The following is a 25,943-nucleotide window of genomic DNA, read 5'->3' as shown; positions in this document are numbered from 1 at the left end:
GTCGTCCAAAGGAAGTTCGCTGCGGATCGGCGGTGTCAGATGCGGATGAACACGTTCTTCGTCTGGAGGAATTCGTACAGGCCCTCGCGGCCGCCTTCGCGTCCGGAACCGCTGTACTTGTAGCCGCCGAACGGAGCGCCGGGCGGCTGGGTGGAGGAGCCGTTGACGTTGACACTGCCGGACTGGAGCTGCGGGACGAGGCGCTGCACGCGCGAGGAGTCGCGGGTCTGGAGCGTGGTGCCCAGGCCGTAGACGGTGCCGTTCGCGATGGCGACGGCCTCCTCCTCGCTGCCGAAGGGGATGATCGACAGGACCGGTCCGAAGACCTCGTTCTGGGCGACGTCGCTCGCGGGGTCGACGTCCGCGAAGACCGTGGGTTCGACGAAGAAACCGTCGCGGACCTCCTCGCCCAGCGACGCGGGATCCGCGGCGTGGCCGCCGGCGACCAGGCGCGCGTCCTTGCCGGCGCGTTCGATCACGCCGAGGATCCGCTCACGGGCGGCGGCGTTGATGACCGGGCCGAGACCGGTGCCTGCGGCGAACGGGTCGCCCGGCCGCAGCGCCGTCGCCGCGGCGACGGTCGACTCGACGACCCGGTCGTACACGTCGCGGTGGACCAGCAGGCGGGTGGTCAGGTTGCACCCCTGGCCGGCGAGGTTGCAGAAGGAGCGCGCGACCTCGGTCGTCGCGGCGTCCAGGTCGGCGTCGGGGAAGACGATGCTCGCGGTCTTGCCGCCCAGCTCCGTCAGGACCGGCTTGAGGGTGTCGCTCGCGGCCGAGAGGATCTTCTTCGCGGTGGGGATGCCGCCGGTGAACGAGATCATCGCGACGTCGGGGTGGCGTACCAGCCGGTCGCCGGCCTCGGGGCCGCCGGGCAGGACGTGCAGTACGCCGGGCGGCAGCCCGGCCTCCAGGGCGATCTCGGCGAACTTGGCGACGGTGAACGGCGCGAGGTCCGGCGACTTGACCACGACGCAGTTGCCCGCGGCGAGCGCCGGCGCGATCTTCATGCCGACGGAGACGATCGGGCCGTTCCAGGTCAGGATGATCCCGACGACGCCGTACGGCTCCGGGACGGTGTAGTCGAGGCCCGGCACCATCGCGGGGCTCGGCGGGATCGTCGCGCCTTCGAGCTTGTCGGCCCAGCCCGCGTAGTAGCCGAACCACCCGGCGCAGAGCTGCACCAGCAGCGTCGACATGAAGATGGGGGCACCGGTTTCGAGGGAGTTGAGCCGGGCGAGTTCGCCCGCCCGCTCCTCCATGAGCTCTTCGACGCGCTGCAGGATCCGGCGGCGCTTGTCCGGCGACATCGCCCGCCACTGCGGGTACGCCGCCGTCGCGGCGGCGACCGCCGCGTCGACCTCCTTCGGCCCGCTCAGCACGACGGACCCGGCGACGCGCGCGGTGGAGGGGTTGGTGGCGTCGGCGGCGCCCAGGGAGGCCTGGTCGAGCCAGGATCCGTCGATGAGCGGCCGGGCGACGCCGAGGTCGCCGGTGACGGGGGAGGGGGTGGTCATTGGCTACCGCCTTGTCTCGTGCTCGTGAGAAGTCCGGACGAAGAACTGATGAGGGGAACGAACGGCCGGCCGCGTACGCCCCGACCGTGTGGTCTCCGGTCGGTCGGCGAACTCGCTTGCACGGAAAGGATGTTCGTTCCGGGGATGGTGGAGGTCTTCCGACAGGCGTGGCACGGCGCCGGGATCCGCGGGACGCGGCCTCCTGACCGGGGCGCGGTCAGGCCGGGTCCGGGTTCTCCAGTGCGGCCAGCGTGCGTTCCGCGAGCTCGGCCAAACCTGCCGGGTCCGCGTCCGGGCCTCCCGCGCGGGCCAGGTCGAGCAGGATGTCGACGTCCTTGCGCAGCAGCGACCGTGCCTGGCGCAGCCCGGCGGTGTTGAAGCCGGACGCGGCCAGGATTCCGGCGGCGCGCGTGCCTCCGGTGCCGTTCGCGAGCACCTGGGCCACGGCCGCGCGGTCCATGCCCAGGCCGTCCGCGAGCGCGAACGTATCGAGGGCGAGCCCGACCTGGACGGTGAACACGAAGTTGTTGAGCGCCTTGGCCGCCTGGCCGCTGCCGAGCGGGCCGAGGTGGATGACCGGGTCGGCGAAGGTCTCGAACACCGGACGGCAGCGCTCGACGTCCTCCTTCGCTCCGCCGGCCATCACCAGCAGCCGGCGTTCGGCGGCGGCCTGCCCGCCGCCGCTGACCGGGGCGTCCACGACGGAGATCCCGCGTGCGGCGGCCTCCTCGGCGACCCTGCGGCACGTGTCGGGGTGGATCGTGGAGTGCAGCACGACGACACCGCCGCTCGCCAGACCGGCGAACACCCCGTCTTCGCGCAGCAGGACGTCCTCGACATCGGCGTCCGCGACGACGCACAGGCACACGATGTCACTGCGCGACGCCAGCTCGGCCGGTGTCGCGGCGACGACGGCGGCGGTGTCGCCGTACGGCTCGGTCGAGGCCGACCGCCGCGCCCACAGGGTGAGCGGGTAGCCCTCCTCGACGATCCGCCGGGCCATCGGCGCGCCTTGGCTGCCCAGTCCGATGAAGCCGATGCGTTCCATGGGTTCCTTCCTCGGCCGCGTCGCCGCAGCCGTCTGCGGCGGCCCGTCCCACGTCGGTTCGGGTGATGTGTTCAGGAGCTCAGAGCCGCATGACCCAGCCGCCGTCGACGCTGATGGTCTGCCCGTTGATCCACTCGCCGGCCGGCGAGGCAAGCAGGAGAAGCACGCCGAGCAGGTCCTCCGCCGGTGCGGACTTCTTGCCGGGGATCGCGGCGGCGAGCGCCGTGCGGCCGGGGTGGTCGGCCGGGAGGCTGCGCCACGCGGCGTCGTTCTCGACCAGGCCGGGAGCGATGGCGTTGACGTTGATGCCGAGCGGGCCGAGGGAGCGCGCGAAGCCGGCGGAGAGGTTGACCAGGGCGATCTTGCTGGCGCCGTAGATGCCGCCGGGGTGGAAGGCGCCCGCGGAGACCTGGTTGATGATCCGGCCGCCGCCGCGCTCGACCATGGACGCCTTGACCGACGCGATGCAGTTGATCGCGCCGAGGACGTTGACGCGCATGACGCGGTCGAACCACTCGGCGGGCAGGTCGAGGATGTCGACCTGCGGGATCTCGGCCATCAGGGCCGCGTTGTTCACCAGGATGTCGATGCCGCCGAACGCCTCCGTCGCCTTGGCGGCCATGGCGTCGGTCGCCGCACGGTCGGTGATGTCGGCCTGCACGCCGATCGCCTGGAAACCGTCCTTGGCCAGCGTGGCGGCAGCCTCGTCCGCGCGGGCGGCATCGAGGTCGGCCAGCACCACCGAGGCACCGGCATCGGCGAGCGCACGGGCGTACACCTGCCCGATCCCGCCGCCACCGCCGGTGATGACGGCGACCTTGCCGTCCAGGCGCATGCGGTCAAATGTGTTCATCGAAATCCTCCGAGGAGACCCCCGCCTTCAGGCGGAGGAGGAATGGGATTGCCTGCGGAGCAGGGCAGGGGCAGGCGTTTCGCCCTGGGGCGAAACGTCTTCGCCCTGGGGCGAAACGTCGTTGATTGCATACACGTAGCGACGGTATGGTTGCGCGCTGTGGGGGGTGCTTCCGTGAAGCGGGCGTTTCGGTACCGCTTCCATCCGACCGATGCGCAGGCTGCGGAGCTGCTGCGGACGTTCGGCTGTGTCCGGAAGGTCTACAACCTTGCGTTGCAGGCGCGTTCCGAGGCATGGGAGTTGCGCCGGGAGCGGGTGGGCTACGGGGCGACGTCCGCAATGCTGACGGCGTGGAAGCAGACTCCGGAGCTGGCGTTTCTGCGTGAGGTAGTCGTGTGTGCCGTTGCAGCAGGCGCTGCGGCACCTGCATGCCGCGTTCGCGAACTTCTTTGCGAAACGCGCCCGGTTCCCCAGGTTCAAGTCCCGGCGGAAGTCGCGGGCGTCGGCGGAGTACACCTCCTCCGCGTTCCGCTACCGCGACGGCCGGCTCACGCTGGCGAAGATGTCCGAGCCGCTGGACATCGTGTGGTCGCGTCCGCTGCCCGCCGGTGCGGTGCCGTCGACGGTGACGGTGTCCCGCGACGCGGCCGGGCGCTGGTTCGTGTCCCTGCTGTGCGACGACACGGTCACCCCCGCGCCGGCAAGCGCCGACGCGGTCGGTGTGGATGTCGGGGTCACGTCCCTGGCGACCTTGTCCACCGGGGAGAAGGTCGCCAACCCGAGGCATGAGCGGCGCGACCGCGAACGCCTCGCCCGCGCGCAGCGCCACCTGGCCCGCAAGGCCAAGGGATCGAACAACCGGGCCAGGGCCCGGCTGCGTGTCGCGCGGGTCCACGCCCGGATCGCCGACCGGCGCCGGGACCACCTGCACAAGCTGTCGACTCGGCTCGTCCGCGATAACCAAGTGGTCGTGATCGAGGACCTGTCCGTCCGGAACATGGTCAGGAACCGCAGCCTCGCCCGCGCCGTCTCGGATGCGGGGTGGCGGGATCTGCGGTCGATGCTGGAGTACAAGTGCGCCTGGTACGGGCGCGAACTGGTCGTGGTCGACCGCTGGTTCCCCAGCTCGAAGCTGTGCGGGGCCTGCGGCACTGTCGCGGCCAGGCTGCCGCTGGACGTCCGCGCGTGGACGTGCGGCTGCGGCGCGGTCCACGACCGCGACGTGAACGCCGCGAGGAACATCCTGGCCGCCGGGCTGGCGGTTGCTGCCTGTGGAGACGGTGTAAGACCTCAACGGGAGAAGTCCTTCCCGGGCGGGCGACGGTCGTTGAAGCAGGAAAGGTCCCGACCACCGCGCTGACGCACGGCGGCTCGGCCGCGAGGCCGAGGGGAGTTCCCCTCGTTCACGAGGGGGAGGAAGTCAAGTGAGGTCCTTGGTGAGTCGGGCCAGGTACGCGTCGAGGTCGGCGCCGCGTTCTCGCAACTCGGCGGCGGCCTCGGGGGCGGTCAGGATCAGGAAGCGGTCCTCGGCGACGCCGTCGGCGACCAACTCGCCCACGGTGTCGGCGTCGAGGATCGGGAAGCTGGGGCCGCGGGGGGAGGTCGGGCGGCCGTGGAAGGTGATCTGCTCGACGATGTTGGTCGCCACCCCGGCCGGGCACAGGCATGAGACCCCGATGCCGCGCGGGCGCAGGTACAGCGCCAGCGACTCCGACAGCCCGACGACCGCGTGCTTGGTCGCGGTGTACGGAAGCCGGTCGAAGCCGTACGGCAGCAGCCCGGCGGTCGAGGCGGTGTTCACGATGTGGCCCGAGCCCTGCTCCAGCAGGATGGGCAGGAAGACCAGGTTGCTGCGGACTATGCCCATCAGGTTGACGTCGACCACGCGCTGCCAGGTCTCGAGGGGGATGTCCTCGACCTGGCCGACGGCCAGGATCCCGACGTTGTTCATCACGAGGTCGACCCGGCCGAAGCGCTCCAGCGCAAGGTCCCGGACCGCTTCCAGGGCCGCGGTGTCGGTCACGTCGCAGACCGCGGACACCGCGCGGTCGCCGAGCTCGTCCGCGACGGTACGCGCCCGCTCGGCGTCGATGTCGGTGACCACGACGCGCGTGCCCCGGCGGGCGAAGGAGTGCGCGGCGGCGCGGCCGATGCCGCTTCCGCCACCCGTGACCACCGCCACGGCGTCGCCCAGATCGATTCCCATCACGCGGCCCTTCTTGTGCGGATCTTGTGCGGATCTTCTTGTGCCGACCGACCTTGTGCCGAGCGGTGAATGTGCTGAGGGATCCGGCGGTCGGTGCCGCCGGGTCAGGGGTGGAACGGCAGGGCCAAGGCACTCGGATCGAGGGCCTCGCGGCCGGACGAGGGCGGCAGCGAGGTCGGGGCCTCCAGGAACCCCACCAAGCCGTCGATCAGGTCCTGCACATGCAGGTCGAACGGCAGGACGTGGCCCCCCTGGAGCTGGGCCCGCTCACGCTGTGACCCCGCGTGGACGGCGAATCCCATCGCCTGCGCGACGCGGTGGCTGCGCAGCGGCTCCGGGATGTGTGCCAGGTATCCGGCGATGCCTTCGCGGAAGATCCGTGTGGGCTCCCGGTACTTGTCCGGCAGTTTGTCGAACACGTCCCGCCGGCCGGTCTGCTGGAGCTTGGCGACGAAGCCGAGGTAGTGGCTGCCCTGCTGCTCCCCCTGCTCCAGTACGGGCAGGACGTGGCACTCGACGTGCGTGCGCAGATCCTCGGGCCGGTGCCGGGCGGCCAGCATGCGGCGCCGTTCGTTGAGGTCCGGCAGCCGGTATTCGAAGATCGCCTGGATCAGGCGGTCCCGGTTTCCGAAGTGGTACTGCACCGCGGAGTTGTTGCCGTTGCCGGCGGCCGTGCTGACCTGGCGCAGGGACACGCCTTCGAGTCCGTGCTCCGCGAACAAGCGCTCCGCGGCGAGCACGATCTGTTCCTTCACCGATGGCTGAATCACGGGCACCAACTTATGAGAGGGCGATTCCTCAAACCGAAGAACACAGTTTCCGTCCGGCGTGAGGATCGAAGCATGCGCTTTCGATGAAGTCAACTGTCTTCGGATTCATTCGCTCTGTATGACGGCCAAGGCAACCGCATGCACTGTCGGTCACTCCGAGTGCCGCCGACGGCAGGCGGGCGGGGATGCAGGACGGGTGTCGTCGGCGAGTGAGACCGTCTTGGCCGCACGCTGAGAGAATCGGGGGTGACACCCCAACTACCGTCATGAGTAAGGAAGTTCGCGTCGATCAGCGGCGGTGTCGAAGCGGGACGAAAGCCTCTTCCGGCACCGAACTCACCGGGGAGCCAACAGCCGTCACCGCTTCCGTTGGCAGTGGCCTCGGCACTACCGTGTGGCGTCGCACGACGATCAGCGGCATCTTTCGACGCCGCGGGAAATTCCGGTGTCGTATACACAGCCACGTTCGGCATGCGGAATCACCGACTCGCCCGGCCCCCGGACCGCTGATCGCGGCATGCCATGAATCGAAACCGGAGGTCGGCTTTCCGTGTTCATGCACCACCGAAGAAGCAGGGCAGGCAGGCGAGTTCTGCGTACCGTCCGGATCGGCGTCCTCGCCGCCGTCATCGCGCTCTCCGCGGCGTGCGGGGACGATTCCTCCGGAAGCGGCGGCCCGGACCCGAAGGGGACGCCGCGTCAGGGCGGCGACCTCACGATGCTCGTGCTCGGGGAAGCGCGCGGGCTGAACCCGTACACCGCGAGCGCGTCCCCCCAGGGCGACGGCAGCAAGCTGTCGGCGCTGTACGACGCGCTGCTGTGGAGCGATCCGTCCACCGGGACCGTGCGCCCGCAGTTGGCCGAGTCCATGGTCGCCGACCGCGAGGCCCGCGTGTGGACGCTGACGCTGCGCCAGGGCGTCACGTTCACCGACGGAACGCCGTTCGACGCCGACGCGGTCAAGCGCGCGTGGGAGAAGCACCTCGACCCCAAGGTGCAGTCCGCCGCGTCGGGAACCGTCAAACAGCTCACCCTGACGGTGCTCGACGCGCGGCGGCTCAACATCGGACTCCCGTCGCCCAACGCCAACTTCGACCGCACCGTGGTCCGGCTGCTCAACTACGTCCCGTCGCCGAAGACCCTGGTATCCGACGTGTCGCTCGCGGCGTCCAACACCGCGCCGGTCGGAGCGGGCCCGTACAAGCTGCGGGAGTGGGTGCCCGGGAGCCACATGACGTTCGAGCGCAACCCGAACTACTGGCAGACGGGCAAGCCGTACCTGGACACCGTCACCATGCGCATCAGCAAGGACACCTCGAAGGACGTGCAGGCCATCGACGACGGTGATGCGGACATGGCACTCACGGCCGACCCGGGCACGGTGACGGACGCGGGTGACAGGGGTCTCGCGGTCTCCGAGATCGCACTGAGCGGCGGCGTGTCGATCGCCTTCAACACGCGGCCGAACCGCCCGCTTTCGAACCCGGCCGTGCGGCGCGCGATCGCGCTGTCGTTGAGCACGGAAGACATCGACCGGGTCTTCTACGCCGACAAGGGTCGCCCCGCGAAGGGCATTTTCGAATCGACCTCACGGCTGGGCAACGTCCAGTTGTCCCTGCCGCAGAACGACCCGACCCAGGCCGCCGCGCTGTTCGCGCAGGCGACCGACAACGGCCGCAAGCCGATCAAGGTCACGTACGCCGTGCCGAACACCCCGCGATCCGTGCAGATGGCGGGGTACTTCAAGGAGCGGATCGAAGCGGCCTCGCGCGGGATGCTGACCGTCCAACTTGAGACGGTCGACCTGCACGTCTACCCCAAACGCGTGCAGCTCGACGCCGACTTCGACCTCACCACGAGCGCGGTCGGGGCCGACGACCCCGAGCCGACGCTGTACCAGTACCTGCACTCCAAGAGCGGCACGGCCAACCTGACGGGCTATCAGAACCCCAAGGTGGACGCCGCGTTGGAAGCCGCCCGGTTGTCGACCGACCGCACTGTACGCAGTGAGGCGTACACCCGTGTGCAGGTCGAACTCATCAACGACATGCCGTTCTTCGTCTTCCAGGAGTCGCTCACGGCGATCATCGCGAGCCCGAAGCTGACCGGCGTGCAGTTGTTCGGCGACGGCCACGTCCTCTGGGACCGCATGGGCCTGCGGGCGTGACCTGATCGTGCGGACCGGGGGACGCCCCCCGCCCCCGGTCCGGAATCCGCCACCGGCGCCGCCGGCGAGCCGGTCACGCGTCGCCGGCCTCGTCGCCTTCCGCGCGGGCGCCCTCGGCACGGGCGCCCGCGGCGCGGGCCTCTGAGTCACGGGCCCCCTTGGCGCGGGCCGCGGACGCGGGGCCGTCATACTCCCGCAGAAGCGACGCGACAAACGCCATCGTCTCCTCGTGGCCCGTCGTGAGCCCCAGGCCCTTCTCGTTCACCAGCACGCGCGAGATGGCGCTGGTCAGCACGACGACGGCCATGGGCGGCGCGTCGCCGATGTCGACGTTGCCGTCGGCGATCATTTTCGTGAGGGAGTCGTACTGCGCCCGGCGGTACGCGTCCGCGTGTGCGATCAGCTCCGCCCGGAAAGCCTCGCTGTGGTTGGCCAGGGCCATGAACTCCGCGAGCAGCGCCGTACCCGGCTGGCTGTTCATCTCCCACAACGCGGTGAGCGGGTACGGAGATTCGGCGAACCTGGCCTGCCGCTCCAACTCCCCTTCGGCACGTCTCCGCAACACGGCGAGGAAAAGGTCGTCGAGGGTCGGGAAGTAGTACAGGACCAGCGCCGGAGCAACGCCGGCCTCCCGCGCCACACGCCGCACACCGACAGCGGCGTACCCCTCCTTGAGCATCAGCCGCTCCGTGGTGTCGAGCAGCGTCTGGCGTGTCTTCGGGTTTCTGCTTCCCCTACGCTCCGGTGCAGTCATGAGGCCATTCTCCTCGACGGCCTCCGGCGCCCGAACCGGCGATCTACCTCTTGGTACGCCGCCGCGCGGCCGCTGCGGCAAGCGCCCCCCCCGCACCGCCCCACCGCCGGGCCTGACGTCGGGGCGGGTTGGGTCTACGGTGGAGTTGCGTGGACGGGTTTCCCCTGTGCCGATCGGCGGCCGGAGAGGGATCGTTTCCGCGTGAGGGAAGTGGTCCCGGTGTCGGTCGGATGGGATGACATCGACGGGCTGGTCGCGGCCCATGAGCGTTTTGTTGCGGGCGCGCGCGTCGAGACGGACGTGCGCAGCTCGGTGCTCGACTCGTGGAAGCGGTGCCGCTCCGCGGGATTGGAGCCGGGCCGGCTGTCGAATCCGTATGCGGCCGATCTGGACCTGGACGACCGGTTCCGGCGCGCAGCCGACCCGGTGCTGGGTGAACTGAACGCGTCGCTCGCGGACACGAGCGTGACCGTGGTGCTGTGCGACGCACAAGGACGCATGGTCCAACGGCACGGCGGGACAAGGAAGTTGCTCCGGCGCCTCGACGACGTGCAGTTCGCCCCCGGCTTCGATGTCTCCGAACAGGCCGTGGGGACCAACGGCGTCGGAACGGCGCTGGCCGGACGCAAACCGGTCTTCCTCGTCGGACGCGAGCACTTCGCGGATTGCCTGCAACCCTTCGCCTGCGCGGGCGCACCGGTCCGCAACCCGCTCAGCGGGCACATCGAGGCCGTCCTCGACCTCACCTGCCTGCGCGGCGAAGCGGACCCGGCGATGCTGCGTCTGGTCCGCGAGGCCGCGCGGAGCATCGAGTCCCGGCTGCTCGATCAGGCCACGGAACGCGAGAGGGCACTGCTCACCGCGTACCGGCGGGCCGTGCGCATGGCGGGCGGCAGGGAAACCGACGGTCACGAAGGCGGCGCCGGGCTCGGCCGGAGCGACCTCGCCGTGCTGCGGGAGAAAGCGGAGGAACTGATCGCGTCGCCGCAGCGGAACCTGGAGGAGGTCCCCCTGTCCGGCGGCCGGATGGCGACCCTGCTGCGGCACCTCGTCACGGGCGCGGCGGGCGAGACGGGCGTCGTCGTCGAAGCCCGGTTGTTCGGCGTTCCGGGCGTCACGCGCATGAGCCTCACCGAGCCGCCCGCCGTGACCGAGGCGGCGCCGACGGCGATCCGGCCCCCGATCCTGCGTACCAGCGTGCCGCTGTTGACGAAAGCTGCTGCGCTCGCACCATCGGAACCTCAACCGCAGGTCGCGGCCGGTGACGCGGACACCGACGGCTGGCCGCTGCTCGTCGGCGAGCCCGGCGTCGGACGCCTGGCCCTGCTCGCCCGCCGGCGCCTCGAACTGCTGCACGACGCCGGAGTGCGCATCGGCAGCACCCTGGACGTCGCGTGTACGGCGGAGGAACTGGGCGAGGTGACCGTTCCCCGCTTCGCCGATTTCGCCGCCGTCGACCTGCCGGACGCCGTGCTGGCCGGCGAGGAGCCGGGACCGTTCCCCGCGGACACCCCGTTGCGGCTGCGCCGGGTTGCGTTCGCCGCCGTGCACGGGCAATCGCGCCTGCCCGGCGCGGGCGACCCGGTCCGCTACATGCCGTCCAGCCCGCAGGCCCGCAGCCTGTCGACCGGGCAGTCCGTGGTCGAACCCGCGGCGAGCAACCGGCTCGCGAGGCACCCGGCGGCGGAGCGGGCGCATTCGCTGATCACCGTGCCGCTGCGCGCCCGCGGCGCGACCCTCGGAGTGGTGAGCTTCCACCGCTCCGAGCGACCGGCCCCCTTCGAGGAAGACGACCTGTCCCTGGCCCAGGAGCTGGCCGCACGCGCGGCCATCTGCATCGACAACGCCCGCCGCTACACGCGAGAGCACCAAACCGCCCTGGCCCTCCAGCGCAGCCTGCTGCCGCGCGGCCGACCCGAGCAGAGCGCCGTCGAGGTCGCCTACCGCTATCTGCCCGCGCAGGCCGGCGTGGGCGGCGACTGGTTCGACGTCATCCCGCTGTCCGGCGCCCGCGTCGCGCTGGTGGTCGGCGACGTGGTCGGGCACGGTCTGCACGCCGCCGCCACGATGGGCCGCCTGCGTACCGCCGTGCACAACTTCTGCTCGCTCGACCTGTCGCCCGACGACCTCCTCACCCGCCTCGACGACCTGGTCGGACGCCTCGACCGGGGTGAGGGCTGGGCAGTGGAGAACACCCACCAGGACTCCGGAATCATCGGCGCGACCTGCCTGTTCGCCGTGTACGACCCGACGTCCCGCCGCTGCACCCTCACGCGCGCCGGCCACCCCATGCCCGCGGTCGTCGGCCCCGACGGCGCCGTGGCCTTCGTCGACCTGCCGGCCGGGCCGCCGCTCGGACTGGGCGGACTTCCGTTCGAGACCGTCGAAATGGAGCTCGCCGAAGGCAGCCAACTCGTGCTCTACACCGACGGCCTCATCGAACACCGCACTCGCGACCTCGACACCGGACTCGAACGACTGCGCACCGTCCTGGCCCACGCCGACCGCAGCCCGGAGGACACCTGCGAGGCGGTCCTCGACGCGATGCTGCCGACCCAGCCGAGCGACGATGTGGCGCTGCTCGTCGTCCGCACGCACGCCCTCGCACCCGAACAAGTGGCCCACTGGGACCTTCCCGGCGACCCCGCTGTCGTCTCCCACGCACGAGCCGTGGTCGGCGGCCAACTCGCCGCGTGGGGCCTGGACGCCCTCGCCGTCACCACCGAGCTCGTCGCCAGCGAACTCGTCACCAACGCCATCCGCCACGCGACCGGCCCGATCCGGCTGCGGCTGATCCGAGACCGCGCGCTGATCTGCGAGATCTCCGACGGCAGCAGCACCTCGCCCCGACTGCGCCGCGCCCGCAACGAGGACGAGGGCGGTCGCGGGCTCTTCCTCGTCTCCCAACTCACCGACAGGTGGGGAACGCGCTACACCAGCGACGGCAAGGTCATCTGGACGGAACAGCGACTGCCCTGACGGGAGTCGGGTGGCCCGTACCCACCCGTCAACGGTCGCCGCTCCGGCCGTTGTCATGCACGTCTGCCTCACCACGTCGGTGTGTCCTCCCGCTCGGGTACGACGCACCCGCGGATCGGCAGCACGGTGATCGGTCGCTTTGCGGGGTCGTACGGACACAGAAAGTTGCCACCGTCGACCGTGGCGCGGCATTGTCGTGCCTGGCCGCGTCGCGTCGGCACGGTCGTCCGCCGAGGACGCAACTTCGCACCGAAGGACCGCGGATGGAAAGCACCACCTTGAACAACGGCGTCGAGATGCCGATGCTCGGCTTCGGCGTCTACCAGATCCCGCCGGAGGAGACCGAGCAAGCCGTGTCCGACGCCCTCGCCGCGGGCTACCGGCTACTCGACACCGCCGCGGCGTACCAAAACGAGGAAGCCGTCGGCCGCGCGATCAAGAGCAGCGGCGTTGCGCGCGACGAACTCTTCGTCACCACCAAGCTCTGGGTGCAGGACACCGGTGAGGAGAAGACCAAGCGTGCCGTCGACACGTCGCTGGGCAGACTCGGCCTCGACTATGTGGACTTGTACCTGATCCACCAGCCGTACGGCGACGTGTACGGTTCCTGGCGCGTGATGGAGGCCCTGAACCGCGAAGGCCGTCTCCGGGCGATCGGGGTCTCCAACTTCCACTCCGACCGGCTGGTCGACCTCATCGACCACAACGAGGTCGCACCGGCGGTCAACCAGGTGGAGACCCACCCGTTCTTCCAGCGCACGGCCGACCAAGAGCTGATGGCCGAACGCGGCGTCCAGATCGAGTCGTGGGGGCCCTTCGCCGAGGGCCGCAACAACCTCTTCACCGACCCCGTGCTCGGCGAAATCGGCGGTCGGCACGGCAAGACCGTGGCGCAGGTCGTGCTCCGCTGGCTCATCCAGCGCCACGTCGTCGTCATCCCGAAGTCGGTCCGCGCCGCCCGGATGGCCGAGAACATCGACGTCTTCGACTTCGCTCTCACCGACGACGACATGGCCCGCATCGCCGCGCTGGACACGGGCGCTTCGCTGTTTCTCGACCACCGCGACCCGGCCGTCGTCAGTCAACTCGGGAACGCCCGTCTGACGGACTGACAGGCGCCCCCGAACCCGAGGCCGTTCCCTCGCTGCGGAGGGAACGGCTTCGCGGGAAACCTGAGTCGGTCCGGGTTACCCGGAGGCCGCGCCGAGCGGCTTGCGTAGGAGCAGCAGGAAGAACCGCGTCTTGCGGGCCACCACGTTCCGGGCCGCCGGCAGACCGGAGATCATCAGGTCGGTGAACTCCGCGCCGAAGCGCCGGACGAACTCCTCGCGGTGGTCGTGGCAGGCGAGTTCCATCACGTTCATGGTCATCGCGAGGTTCGCGGACAGGTCCTTCAGCTCCAGGGTGTGGAAGCCCGCGCGGTCGACCAGGGCGAAGAAGTCCGGCATCCGGAGCGGGAGGTTCGACGCCAACATCGCGTCGAACACGGCACGTTCGGCGTCCGTGAGCTCATCGGTCAGCACCGATTCCAGGACCAGGAAAACACCACCGGGGCGCAGCACGCGCCATGCCTCCCGCAGGGCCGCGGCCCGGTCCATGTGGCAGATGCTCTCGACGGCCCACGCGCAGTCGAAGGTGTTGTCCGCGTACGGGAGTTTCGCAGCGTCGGCGTACTCGAAGACGAGCTTGTCGAGGCGGCGGTGTTCGCGGGCGAGCTGGTTGGCCCGCGCGACCTGCTGCCGGCTGATCGCGACGCCCGTCACCCGTGCGCCCCGCTGCTCGGTCAGGCGCAAGGCCGAGCGCCCGGTGCCGCAGCCGATGTCGAGGACGTGGTGGCCCGGCTGGGGGTCCAGAATCCCGATCAGGTAGTCGGTGTAGCGGTCCTGGGCGTGGGACGACAGGTCGACCAGGTCGAGGCTCGTCGGCTGGGGCTGGTCCGGCGGGAACCACAGGCCGCAGTGCACGCTTTCGCCGAGGGTCTGGTGGTAGATGTCGCCGAACTGGTCGTACCAGTCGCCGACTTCCTGCGGGGACACACCCGTGGGGGTGTTCGTGGCGGCGGTCTCGGGGCTGTCGGCCGTCCGGGCCGTGGCAGCCGTCGTCACATCGGTCATCGGATTCCTCCGTGGTTACCCCGGCTTCAGACCGGGGAGGGAACGGACCCCTGCGGAGCAGGGCGAGGGAAGCCGAACCGCCTCCCGGCGGTTGGGCGTTCAATACAGCGGAGGGCGATAATCCGTGCTTCACACGGAAGAGGTGCTGTTGCGGGCGAGGGCGGGCTGCCGGGTCACCAGGTGACCGGCAGATGCAGGAGACTGCGCACCTGCATGCCCTCCTTCCAACGCAGTTCCTCCGGGGGCACGGCACACCGCAGGGCGGGAAACCGCGTGAGGACTGCTTGCAGGGCCACCTGCATCTCCAACCGGGCCAGAGCAGCGCCGAGACAGCGGTGGCTGCCGTAGCCGAAGCCGAGGTGGGGGTTGTGGGTGCGGGTGAGGTCCAACCGGTCCGGGTCGGCGAACACGGCCGCGTCGCGGTTGGCCGAGGGGATCGCCGGCAGGGCCGACTCGCCGGCGCGTACGACCGTTCCCCCCAGTTCGACGTCCTGCGTCGCGTAGCGGGCGAACGTGACATGCGAGATGAGCGGCACGTACCGCAGCAGTTCCTCGACCGCGGACGGCATGAGCCTGGGATCGTCCTGGAGCTGCCGGAGCTGTTCGGGGTGCGTCAGGAGCACGAACAACGAGTCGATGAGCTGTGACGAGACGGTCTCGTGGCCGGCGATGAGGAGCACGCTCGCCAGTTCCACCAGTTCCGTCTCCGACAGCTTGTCCTCCTCGTCGCTCGCCTTCACCATCGCGCTGATCAGATCGTCCTGGGGTTCGCGCCGCCGGCTGACCATCAGGCGCCTGATGTAGTCGTGCAGGCGTTGTGTGTCCCGCTCGATCTCCTCCTGCGACATCACGGTGGTCGCGGAGAAGGCGTCGAGCCAGCCGCGGAACTGCTGCCGGTCCGGAAACGGGACGCCCAGCAGGTCGCAGACGACGGTGCCCGCGAACGGGACGGCGAAGTCCTCCATGAGGTCGCCGGGCGCGCCGGCGGCGATCAGTTCGTCGAGGAGCCGTTCGGCCTCGCGCTCGACTCGCGGCCGCAGGCGTTGGGTGCGCTGCGCCGTGAAGGTCTTGGCCAGCAGCCGCCGCAGGCGGGTGTGGTCAGGCGCGTCCATGCCCAGGATGCTCGTGTGGATGGGCAGCGGCGTCAGCCGGGACTCGTCGTGTTCGGCGGCCAGCGCCCGGCTGAAGCGGCGGTCGCCGAGGACGGTCTTGACGTCGGCGTGACTGGTGACCAGCCACGCGTCCTCGCCGTAGGGGCAGCCGACCCGCAGGACGGGCTGCTCGCGGCGCAGTGCGGCGTACCGGGGGTGGAGGTCGAGTGCGACTGCTTCGCCGAACGGGTAACTCGGCGGTGGCTGCTGGTCGTTCATGCGGATCGCACCTTCGGGTGGTGGTGGTTGTCCTCGACGTCGGCCGGACGGGAATCGGTCATCAGGGACTCCTTCTCCGGGGCCGGCGGCCGGGCCGCGCGGCGGCGTGCGGGGGGCGGCGCGGCGGGGGCGGGAAGAACCCCGACGCGATGAAGTGGTCGGTGTAGGCGCGGATGAGCCGGTCGTCCAGCTCCGGGAAGGCGAGGCCCGAATCCGCCAGGCCGGCCTGTGTGTTGGCGCGGTCGAGCCGGAGCCCGCCCAGCGCGGTGAGGGTGGGCAGGGCGTCGGCCAGGAGCACGGCGGCGTCCAGAGGGCCGGCGTTCGCCGACATGTCCGCGCGTCGGCGCAGGGTCCGCGTCCAGTCGTCGAAGTCGGCGGTCGCCAGGTGGTATCCGTACGAGCGCAGGCGGGCGAGCAGGGTGTCGAAGGGGAGAGGCGAAGGGCACGTGAGGTGGTGGCCCAGGCCCCGGCTGCCCGGTTGCCGCGCGAGGTGGACGATGGCGGACGCGGCGTAGTCCGCGGGCACCAGGTCGACGGTGGGCGCGGTGTCGTCCGTCGGCGCGGTCAGTCGCGGGGCGGTGCCGAGGAGCAGCATCGCCCGGACGAGTTGCCACAGCACGTCGCGGTCCGAACCGGCACCGGTGGCGGTGTCTCCGCTGATCCGGCCGCACCGGAAGACCGTGGCGGGGATGCCGCGGTCGATCGCGGCCCAGACCAGTTGCTCGGCGACCCACTTGCTTTGCGTGTAGCCGTCGGGCATCACCGCCCGCGCGGGGACGCGGTGGCATTCCCGGATCGTGTCCCGGGCCGGGTCGGTCGCCGCGCCGCCCGGCACGGACACCGCCGCGGTGGACACGTAGTGCACCGGCACCGGGCCCGACCGGGCCGCGAGGCGCAGCACCTCCGTGGTTCCCGCGACGTTGGCCGCCTTGAGCCGGGCGTACGGGTCGAGCGCGTTGACCCGGGCGCCGTTGTGGTAGATCGCGTCCAGCCGATGGGCGAGTTCGTCGAAGCGCGCGGGGGAGAGGCCGAGCAGAGGTTGCTCCAGGTCGCCGGGGACGGCGAGAACGCGGTGCGCGTCGGACGGCTCCCAGATCCTGTGCGCGGCCAGGTTCCGCCGGATGCGCAGGGCCGCCTGCCCGGGGTCGTCGGCGCGGACGAGACAGTGGATGTCGGCGTCCGTGCGGTCGAGGAGTTCGCGCAGCAGGAACGCGCCGAGGAAGCCCGTCGCGCCGGTCAACAGGATCTGCTCCCGCTCGGAGGTGGGGCCCGTGGCCCGCCGGGGACGTGCCCGACCGCTGATCGCCGGGTCCAGTTCGGCGTCCGAGAGAAGGTCTCCCGGTGTGGGCCCGGCCGGTCGTGCGGTGGCGCTTGCACGGTTCCGCGGAGCGCCGGCGGTGTCGATCGCGTCCAGGAGCTCGGCGGCAGTCTGCCGTTCGAAGAGCGCGCGTACCGGCAGGTCCGCGCCGAGGCGTTCGCGCACGCCGCTGATCACCCGTGTCACCAGCAGCGAATGCCCGCCCAGGGCGAAGAAGTTGTCGTCGATGCCGACCCTGGGGACGCCGAGGACTTCCGCGAACAGCTCGCACAGCACGCGTTCCCGCGCGGTGCGGGGTGCTCGCCCGCCCGACAGTGCCTCGAAGTCCGGTTTCGGTAGGGCCTGTCGGTCGATTTTGCCCGCAGGGGTCAGGGGCAGCGCGTCCGGCGTGAGCACCACGGCAGGCACCATGTACGCCGGCAACAGCCCGGCGAGATGGGCGCGCAACAGTGCACCGTCGAGACGCACGCCCGGCACGGGCACCGCGTAGGCGACGAGGGTGGTGTCGCCGCGCGGATCCGGCCTGGGGACCACGACGGCCTGGCCCACATCGGGGTGGCCGCCGAGGACGGCCTCGATCTCGCCGGGCTCGATTCGGAAGCCCCGGATCTTGAGCTGGCCGTCGGCGCGGCCGATGAACTCCAGTTCTCCGTCGGCATTCCAACGGGCCACGTCCCCGCTGCGGTACATCCGCGTGCCCGGCGCACCGAACGGATCCGCGACGAACCGCTCCGCGGTCAGGCCCGGCAGGTTCAGATAGCCGCGCGCCGGCCCGGCGCCGGCGATGTGCAGTTCACCGGCCACCCCGGGCGGCACCAGGCGCAGGTCGCGGTCGAGGACGTACGCCCGGACCCCGACCGTGGGCCGGCCGATCGGCGGCGGTGCCCCGCTGCCGGATGAGCCCGGCAGCGGGGCGCTGAGCGTCGCGCACACCGTCGTCTCGGTGGGCCCGTAGCCGTTGATGAGGCGCCGGCCGGGCGACCACTGCCTCGCCTTCTCCTCCGGCAGCGCTTCACCGGACACGATCATCGTGGTCAGCGACGGCAGGTCCGAGGGGTCCATCGCCGACAACGCGGCCGGCGGCAAGGTGGCGTGCGTGACCTTCCGGCGTGCGACCAGAGCGACCAACTCGGGCCCGGGGGCTGTCACTTCGGGCGGCGCCAGGATCAGCGTGGCGCCCGTCAGGAGGGTGCCGCACACCTCCCACACCGCCCCGTCGAAGCTGTGCGAGGCGAACTGGAGGACACGGCTGCCGGGCGTGACACCGAAGAGGCGGCGCTGAGTCTCCACGAGGCTCGCGATCCCGGTGTGGGTCACCACGACCGCCTTGGGCCGGCCGGTGGAGCCCGACGTGAAGATGACGTACGCGGGGTTAGTGGGCGCGAGGGGGCACAGGCGTTCGGCGTCCCCGATGTCGGTGTCGCGCTGCCGCCGCACCTCCCGCCGGGTCTCGGGGCTGTCCAGCAGGAGCCGCGTCACCCCGGGGGCGTCGGGCATCCGGGCCGCGGTGGCGGAATCCGTCAGCAGCAGCGTCGGCGCGGTTTCGTCGATCATGGCCCGCAGCCGTGCCGGGGGGTAGTGCGCGTCCACGGGCACATAGGCCCCGCCCGCTTTCGTCACCGCGAGGGTGGCCACCACCGAGTCCGGAGTGCGCGGCAGCGCGATGGCCACCGAACGCTCCGGGCCCACGCCCAGGCCGATGAGCAGCCGCGCGAGCTGGTTCGCGCACGCGTTCAGCTCCTGGTATGTCACGGACCGCACCGGCGCTTCGGCGTCGTCGTACCGCAGCGCGGTCGCCTGGGGTGCCCGGCGGACCTGCGCCTCGAACAGTTCAGGCAGTGTGCGGGCCGGCACGTCGGGCGCTCCGGCCTCGGTGTGCGCCAGGAGTTGCGCGCGCTCGTGCGGCAGCAGGACGTCGAGGGCGGACAGGCGCGTCGCGGGGGCGGTCGTGACCGTGTCGAGCAGGCCGGTAAGGCGATGCATGAGTCGTTCGACGGTGACCCGGTCGAACAAGTCGGTGCTGAACTCGGCCACCGCGTCCATCCCCTGCGGCGTGCGGTCGTCGCCGTGGCGTTCCCGCAGGCTCACCGAGAGGTCGAACCTGCACGCCCCGGTGTCGACCGTGCGCTCCCGGGCGTCCAGGCCCGGTAACGCGGGGACGGCCTCGGGCGTGTTCTGCAGTGCGAGCAGCACCTGGAAGAGCGGGTGGTGGGCGAGGTCACGGGGCGGGGCCAGCACGTCCACGAGGCGTTCGAACGGTAGGTCCTGGTGGGCGAACGCGCCCAGGTCGGTCTCGCGTACGCGGCCCAGCAGCTCGCCGAATTCGGGATCACCCGAGGTGTCCGTGCGCAGCACCAGCGTGTTGACGAAGAACCCGACCAGCGGGTCGAGTGCCTGGTCGGTGCGGCCCGCGACCGGCGTGCCGACCGCGATGTCGGTGCCCGCGCCCACCTTGGTCAGCAACGCGGCCAGCGCCGCGTGCAGGACCATGAACACGCTCACGCCGAAGCGTTCGGCGAGTGCGCTCACGCGGCGGTGCAGGTCGGCGTCGACCGTGAAGTGCACGGTGTCGCCGCGATGCGACGCGATCGGCGGGCGCGGCCGGTCTGCGGGCAGCTCCACGCGCTCCGGCAGGTCGGCCAACGTGCTTTTCCAGTACGCGAGTTGGCGGGCGGCGACACTGTCCGCATCCTCCTCGCGCCCCAAAAGGCACCGCTGCCACAGCGCGTAGTCGGCGTACTGCACCGGGAGCGCCGGCCAGTCCGGCGCCGCACCCGCGCACCGTGCGGTGTAGGCGGTGGCCAGATCGTTCCACAGCAGCGGCAACGACCAGCCGTCGCAAGCGATGTGATGAACCGTCAGAATCAGCGTGTGCCGGTCGGGGCCCGTGGTGAAGAGCCGGGCCCGCAAGGGGAGTTCACGGGCGAGGTCGAAGCCGCGGAGTACCTCGTCGTGCAACGCCGTATCCAACACCTCGGGCGCGACCTCGCAGACCGCCAACTCCGGTCGCGCGCCGTGCAGGACGCGCTGCCGGGGCACTCCGTCGGTCTCCGGGAAGACCGTCCGCAGGCTCTCGTGCCGGACCGCGAGATCGCCGAGGGCCCCGTGCAGGGCGGCGGTGTCCACGGGCCCGTGCAGGTCCACGACCAGCGGGACGTGATACGCGGCGCCGTGCTTCTCCAGGCGTTCGAGGAACCACAGGCGGCGCTGCGCGAACGACAACGGCAGTTCGCGGGGCCGGGGCATGGGCACCAGCGGCGGCCGGTCGCCCGCCGAGGCGCGGCGCACCCGCTCGGCCAGGCCGACGACGGTGGGGGACTCGAAGACGCAGCGCACCGCGAGATCGACGCCGAGCCGCGAACGCAGCCGGGTGATCAGACGGGTCGCGGACAGGGAGTGCCCGCCGAGCGCCAGGAAACTGTCGTCGATGCCCACCCCGGCGACGCCCAGGATGTCGGCGAACAGCTCGCACAACAGCTGTTCCAACGGGTCGCGCGGCGCCCGTCCGTCGTCGGCGGATCCCAGATCCGGAGCGGGCAGGCGGCGCCGGTCCACCTTGCCGTGCGCGGTCAGCGGCAGGGAATCCAGCACGACCGTCGCCGACGGCATCAGGTACTCCGGGAGCCGATCGCGCAGAAACGCCCGGATCGACGCGAGCAGCGCGTCGGTGGCCCGCGTGGTCGAAGGGGTGTTGACCAGCGAGGATACGTCGCGCCCGCCCGGTGGGCCGGTGTGCCCCGGGGCGTACCCGGGACGACGGGAGGTCAGCAGGACGTCGAAAGTGTCGTCGCCGCCCGAGGACCAGCACGCGGAGGCCCGCAGACCGGTCTCGTCCGCGAGCGCGTGGAACTCCTCCAGCAACGTGAAATCCGCGTCGTCGCCCGCCGACAAGGGCTGCACTGGACCGCCGTCACGGATCGCCCGCAGCGCGCGGGTGACGGGAAGCAGCCGCCCGTCGGGCACGCCGGTCACCCGGATGTCCCCGGGGCGGATGTGGCGGGCCAGTTCCCCGAGGTCGGCGACATCCGTGCCCCAGCGCAGCTCCCGGGCGGCGGTCACACCACCGGGATCCGGCCCTTTGCGCAGGACGGCGTCGTACCGGTAGCGCGTGAGCTCGTTGACGAACCGCCCCCGCTTCACCCGCACCTCGCAGCCGCCGATCGCGGGCGCCGCCTGGGCCAGGCCGGTGAAGTACGCCGGGTCGACCAGCAGTTCCTTCTCCCGGGCCACACTGTGCTCGACCGCCGCGAGGACGGCACGGGGATCGCCGGGCAGGTCCGGTCGACGCAACCGGACATCGGTGTGGAACGTGCGCAGCGACCGGAGGTTGCGCACGTCACCCACGAATACCGAACCGCCGGGAACCAGCAGGTCGACGGCCTTGGCCAGGACATCACCCAGGTACTCCGCGTCCGGGAAGTACTGCGTCACCGAGTTGACGACCACCGTGTCGAAGAAGCCGCGAGGCAGCCCCTCGACGTCGTCGGCGGTGCGCGTGCTCAACTCGACGCGGCCCGCCAACCCGGCATCCCGGCGCACCTGGGCCCGCAGCGCCTCGACGACCGGGCCCGAGAAGTCCGTACCCCAGTAGGACTCACAGTGCGGGGCGAGCGCGGCCATCAGCAGACCGGTGCCGACACCGATCTCCAGGACCCGGCGCGGACGCAGCTCGCGGATGCGCGCCACCGTCGTGTCGCGCCACTCCAGCATCTGCTCGGCCGGGAGAGGCCGGCCGTCGTAACTGCTGTTCCAACCGGAGAAGTCGCCGCCCGCGGGCTTCGACGCCGCGTCGCGGTAAAGCGAGTCGTAGACGCGCCGCCACTCGTCGACCGGATCGGCCTGGGCGGCATGCCGGGCCGGGCCGGGTTCCCGGGCCGGCCCATGGTTCTGTGCCCCCGCCGGAGCCTGCGCGGGAAGCACATACCCGACGATGCGCGGGTGCCCGGGCCGGTCCTCGCGTACCGTCACCGCCGCCCGCGCCACGCCCGGGTGCCGCGACAGCACGGCCTCCACCTCGCCGGGATCCACCCGGAAGCCGCGGATCTTGACCTGGTCGTCGCCCCGGCCGACGAACTCCAGCACATCGCCCGGCCCGTACCTGACCAGGTCGCCCGTGCGGAACAGCCGCTCGCCCGGCTCGCCCAGAGGGTCGGCGACGAAGCGCTCGGCGGTGAGCCCCGGCTGATCCCAGTAACCGCGCGCGAGACCCGAACCGCCCAAATACAGCTCGCCCACCTCGCCCGGCGGCACACGCCGCAACGCAGGGTCCAGAACCACCGCGCGCATCCCCGCCATCGCCGCGCCGATGGGCACCGACGCACGGACGGCCTCGGCGTCGGCCACCGCGTGGCACGTGGCGAACGTGGTCGTCTCGGTCGGCCCATAGCCGTTGACGACAGTGATCTCCGGACACGCGCGCAGCACCTGGCGTACGGCGGCCGGCGCGACCACGTCTCCGCCCGTCCACACCTCGCGCAGCCTGGCGAAGCAGCCCGGCTCCTCCTCCGCCAGCACCGAGAACAACCCGGCCGTCACCCACAGCCCGGTGATCCGCGCGTCCCGCACCGCGGCGGCGACCGCGTGCGCGTCGAGCGGACCCGGCGGCGCCACCACGACCGTGCCCCCGGACAGCAACGGGACCCACAGCTCGTACGTGGACGCGTCGAAGGCGTGGGGCGAATGCAGCAGCACTCGCTCGTGCGCGCCGCTGCGCCACGCCCGATCCTGCGCCAGGCCGACGATGTTCTCGTGGGTCACCGCGACGCCCTTGGGGACGCCGGTGGAACCGGACGTGAACATCACATAGGCCAGCTGCCGCACGTGGCCCGGGGGAAGGGCCGGGGGGCGCTCGTTCGTGCCCTGCTTCGGGAACCCGCCCACCGGCAGCACGCCGGGGCCCTCGGCGATCCCGGGGCTCGGGCCGCCGTCGTCCGTCAGCAGCACACACGCCCCGGTCTGCTCCACCATCCACTTCAACCGCGAGGCCGGCTCCCGGTGGTCGAGCGGCACATAACCGGCGCCGGCCTTCACGACGGCCAGGAACGCGACGACGAGCTCCGCCGAACGCTCCATCAGGACCGCGACGCGGGAACCCGGCCGCACTCCGCGGGCGATCAGCCGCCGGGCCAGCCGGTCGGCGTCCGCGTCGAGCCGGCCATAGGTCAGCAACCTGTCGGCACCGACCACCGCGACGGCGTCCGGTGTGCGGGCCACATGGCGGCCGAAAGCCTCCACCAGGGTTTCGGAGGCGACAGTCGCGGGCGGAGACGCGGGGCGAAGCGGAGCATCGGTGGAGGACTGCCGATGGCGCACGGGCCGGATCTCCTTTGCGCGGGCCACCGGAAAGGCCCGGTGGGGATGGGCCATTGGGGTTGCCTATCGCAACCAAACTGTTTTTACTCCATGTGAGTGTATAGGTACGATGGGTGATGCTCAAGGAGCGGGGGAGAGCCCCGGCGGATCCCCGGACCGGGCTCCGACGCGCGGGCAGGCCCCGCGCACGCGGGGCCGCAAACGCCGCGCTCGGCCACGACGACGCCCCTCGCCACCGACAGCGACCCACAGCCAACGACGGGGAGACCATTCATGGCAGCGCACAACCCTGACACCCTGACGCAGGCAGCGTTCCCTCCCGGCTCGGGCGTGATCGCCGAAATGATCGGACGCCCGCTGCGGTTCGACTCCACGCGCTACCGACCCACCGACACCTACGCGGAGATCGCCGGCGACCAGGTGTGGCGCGCCCACGAGAGCCTGGGCCTCAACGGCACGAGCCGCGACGAAATCCGCGCGCTCGTCGACGAACTGACCCACCCGTGGGGCCGGCAGCCCGTCGGCTCACCGCCCGAACGAGCCTGCTGGGTCTCGATCGACGGCATGCCGTTCGAGCTCTCCGTCGCGTGGGTGGACGGCAGGACCGCCGTCCGCCTGTCCCTCGAAAGCCCGGGCGACGGCACCGCCCACTCCCGGATGCGGGACGGCATGGCTCTCACGCGCCGCCTGGCCGACCGGGCGGGCGTCTGTGTCGACCGCCTGGCACGCATCGAGGACCTGTTCACCACCGACGCACCCCAGGGCTACTTCTCCGTGTCGCACGCCGTCGCCTGGCGACCCGACGGCCGACACCAGTACAAGGTCTACCTCAACCCCGCCGTCGGCGGGCGCGAGCAGTCCGCGCACCGCACCCGTGAGGCCATGGTCCGGCTGGGACTGGAACGCCCCTGGCAGACCCTGGCCGACCACTTGGGCGGCACCTTCGACGCGGCCCATGAGCCCGTGGCCGTCGCCGTGGATCTCCTCGGCGGCGACGACTTCCGCGCCCAGGTCTTCACCGCCCATTCCGGAGCGTCCCCCGAGGAGATCGACGCCAAGTCGGCCGTCGCCCACGACCACGTGCCAGGTTTGTTCGCGCGCGCCCTGCGGGAGATCAACGGCCCCCACGACGCGCCCGCCTGGCAGCGCAAGCCGCCCGTGACCGCCTACAGCCTCGACTCCCGGCACGACCTGCCCGGCGCCACGCTCTACATCCCCCTCATCCCCGTCCATGACAACGACGAGGCGGCCCGCGACCGCGTGGCGGCCTTCCTGCGCGGTGAAGGCTCGGCCGCGGCGAAGCCGTACACCGACCTGCTGGACGCACTCGCGGACCGCCCCCTGGCCCACACGCTCACCCAGAACTTCATCTCCTACCGCGGCGGCGACTCCCCCCGATTCGCCGTCTACGTGGCCCCCGGCACCTACCGCGCGGCCGACATCCCCGCCCCGCCGCGGACTCCGTGACACCGATTCCGTGCGCCGATCCTGTGACGTCGACTCCGCGAACCGATCCCGTAAGCCGACGCCGTGACACCGACTCAGACTCAGTGACACCGACTCAGCGACCACACCGATTCCGTGACAACGCAACGGCTTTGACGGCCTGGCCACTTCATCCACCCGCCATGCCACCGTTCACCGGATGAAGCCGGCATGCCGCCCGGTTTCGCCCCGCCGGGTACTCCGCACCGAGCCCGCCTGAAACTGCCCATGCGGCCCACCGACGCGGTCCTTGCCCCGCTCCGGAGAACTCCGGAGCCCCGGTGATGATCGCGGCGGTGGCCGCCTTCCCCCGGGACCGCCCTCGCACCTGCGGAACCGCGGGGGCGGGCGGGTACGCCGCCGCCTCGCACCCTCTCCCGACCCCGGCTGCGCCTCGACACCGACGACCACCGCCCGCTGTGCCGGCCGTCCGCATATTGGCCGCGTTCGACGGGCGATGCCGGTGAGGGGCGCCGGACTGTTCGAGAGATCGGGTATCGGATATGTCATGGAAATTCGCCAGGGCATTTCATGATCGCCGGGCGATAGTGCATATACCGCGTTCTTTCGGCTTTTTCCTGTTTCGCTCGGAAGTGCGTGAGTACGGAAATCGGCTGAATCCCCTGGGGCCTTGTCGAACCAACTCTCAATAGGCTCGCCGTCGGGCGCCGGCCGGGCGCCATGACGGGGAGGCAGAGGCATGAGGAAAAAAGTCGTCACGATCCTGGGAGCTTTCGGGCTCGCCGCCACGGCCTTGGTGGCCGTTCCGCAGCAGGCCCACGCCGCGTCGGCCTGCACGTCCTTGAACGGCCCTGCCGGCGGCAAGCTGCCACTGTGCAAAACGTGGAACTGGGATGGCAACGACTACGACGGAAGCTGGCGGACGAATGGTCCGTCGACGCTGCCCTCGCAGAGCTATTTGCAGCGCTCGGAGGACGGCCGCGTCGTCAACTCAGCCTATTCCGGCACCTACAACGACAAGTCGAAGGTGTACTTCCGCATTTGTGACAGCCGGGCGGGGTGTGCCGGCTGGTGGTAACCACAGGAAGG

General features: G+C 71.2%; 14 protein-coding genes and 1 pseudogene. 6 read left to right on the top strand and 9 right to left on the bottom strand.

The features are described 5' to 3' along the window. Positions 1-35: 35 nt before the first annotated feature. From ACRX5W_RS23015 to ACRX5W_RS23005, 3 genes are all read right to left on the bottom strand, one after another. Complete coding sequence (locus ACRX5W_RS23015) at positions 36-1,517, bottom strand: aldehyde dehydrogenase family protein (RefSeq protein ID WP_436790157.1); 1,482 nt, start codon at positions 1,515-1,517, stop codon at positions 36-38. Between the two features lie 217 nt (positions 1,518-1,734). Continuing rightward, positions 1,735-2,565, bottom strand: a complete 831-nt coding sequence (locus ACRX5W_RS23010) for an NAD(P)-dependent oxidoreductase (protein WP_436790156.1) — start codon at positions 2,563-2,565, stop codon at positions 1,735-1,737. A 79-nt stretch (positions 2,566-2,644) separates the two neighbouring features. Beyond that, positions 2,645-3,418: an SDR family oxidoreductase gene (locus tag ACRX5W_RS23005; RefSeq protein ID WP_436790155.1), complete on the bottom strand. Its 774-nt coding sequence runs from the start codon at positions 3,416-3,418 to the stop codon at positions 2,645-2,647. Positions 3,419-3,592: 174 nt separating this feature from the next. Here ACRX5W_RS23005 and ACRX5W_RS23000 point away from each other — a divergent pair. Further along, positions 3,593-4,778 (top strand): annotated as a pseudogene (locus tag ACRX5W_RS23000) (RNA-guided endonuclease InsQ/TnpB family protein). A 60-nt stretch (positions 4,779-4,838) separates the two neighbouring features. On the opposite strand, the gene ACRX5W_RS22995 reads toward ACRX5W_RS23000, so the two are convergent. Next, on the bottom strand, positions 4,839-5,624 hold the full coding sequence (locus ACRX5W_RS22995; protein ID WP_436790154.1) for an SDR family oxidoreductase: 786 nt from the start codon (positions 5,622-5,624) through the stop codon (positions 4,839-4,841). Positions 5,625-5,728: 104 nt separating this feature from the next. Next, on the bottom strand, positions 5,729-6,394 hold the full coding sequence (locus ACRX5W_RS22990) for a TetR/AcrR family transcriptional regulator (protein ID WP_436790153.1): 666 nt from the start codon (positions 6,392-6,394) through the stop codon (positions 5,729-5,731). 556 nt (positions 6,395-6,950) lie between these two features. On the opposite strand from ACRX5W_RS22990, the gene ACRX5W_RS22985 reads away from it, so the two are divergent. Beyond that, positions 6,951-8,561: an ABC transporter substrate-binding protein gene (locus ACRX5W_RS22985; protein WP_436790209.1), complete on the top strand. Its 1,611-nt coding sequence runs from the start codon at positions 6,951-6,953 to the stop codon at positions 8,559-8,561. Positions 8,562-8,634: 73 nt separating this feature from the next. Here ACRX5W_RS22985 and ACRX5W_RS22980 read toward each other — a convergent pair whose 3' ends face one another. After that, positions 8,635-9,315 (bottom strand): TetR/AcrR family transcriptional regulator, encoded by a 681-nt coding sequence (locus ACRX5W_RS22980; RefSeq protein WP_436790152.1) that lies wholly within the window; start codon positions 9,313-9,315, stop codon positions 8,635-8,637. Between the two features lie 201 nt (positions 9,316-9,516). Here ACRX5W_RS22980 and ACRX5W_RS22975 point away from each other — a divergent pair, with 201 nt between their 5' ends. Next, on the top strand, positions 9,517-12,294 hold the full coding sequence (locus ACRX5W_RS22975) for a SpoIIE family protein phosphatase (RefSeq protein ID WP_436790151.1): 2,778 nt from the start codon (positions 9,517-9,519) through the stop codon (positions 12,292-12,294). A 263-nt stretch (positions 12,295-12,557) separates the two neighbouring features. Next, positions 12,558-13,406: an aldo/keto reductase gene (locus ACRX5W_RS22970; RefSeq protein WP_436790150.1), complete on the top strand. Its 849-nt coding sequence runs from the start codon at positions 12,558-12,560 to the stop codon at positions 13,404-13,406. Positions 13,407-13,481: 75 nt separating this feature from the next. Here the strand turns inward: ACRX5W_RS22970 and ACRX5W_RS22965 are convergent, their stop codons facing one another. The 3 genes from ACRX5W_RS22965 to ACRX5W_RS22955 form a co-directional block, all read right to left on the bottom strand. After that, the gene (locus ACRX5W_RS22965; protein ID WP_436790149.1) at positions 13,482-14,408 is read right to left on the bottom strand and encodes a methyltransferase domain-containing protein; all 927 of its coding nucleotides are present in this window, start codon (positions 14,406-14,408) and stop codon (positions 13,482-13,484) included. A gap of 173 nt (positions 14,409-14,581) precedes the next feature. Continuing rightward, entirely contained in the window at positions 14,582-15,778 is a 1,197-nt protein-coding gene (locus ACRX5W_RS22960) for a cytochrome P450 (RefSeq protein ID WP_436790148.1), read from the bottom strand. Positions 15,779-15,839: 61 nt separating this feature from the next. Beyond that, complete coding sequence (locus tag ACRX5W_RS22955; RefSeq protein WP_436790147.1) at positions 15,840-23,408, bottom strand: amino acid adenylation domain-containing protein; 7,569 nt, start codon at positions 23,406-23,408, stop codon at positions 15,840-15,842. A 273-nt stretch (positions 23,409-23,681) separates the two neighbouring features. On the opposite strand from ACRX5W_RS22955, the gene ACRX5W_RS22950 reads away from it, so the two are divergent. Both ACRX5W_RS22950 and ACRX5W_RS22945 read left to right on the top strand, forming a co-directional pair. After that, complete coding sequence (locus ACRX5W_RS22950) at positions 23,682-24,875, top strand: tryptophan dimethylallyltransferase family protein (RefSeq protein ID WP_436790146.1); 1,194 nt, start codon at positions 23,682-23,684, stop codon at positions 24,873-24,875. A gap of 718 nt (positions 24,876-25,593) precedes the next feature. Then, positions 25,594-25,932 (top strand): hypothetical protein, encoded by a 339-nt coding sequence (locus tag ACRX5W_RS22945; protein ID WP_436790145.1) that lies wholly within the window; start codon positions 25,594-25,596, stop codon positions 25,930-25,932. The last annotated feature ends 11 nt before the right edge of the window (positions 25,933-25,943 follow it).

Source organism: Yinghuangia sp. YIM S10712, assembly GCF_051388935.1.
Classification (GTDB): Bacteria; Actinomycetota; Actinomycetes; order Streptomycetales; family Streptomycetaceae; genus Yinghuangia.
This window is presented reverse-complemented; position numbering and strand designations above follow the sequence as displayed.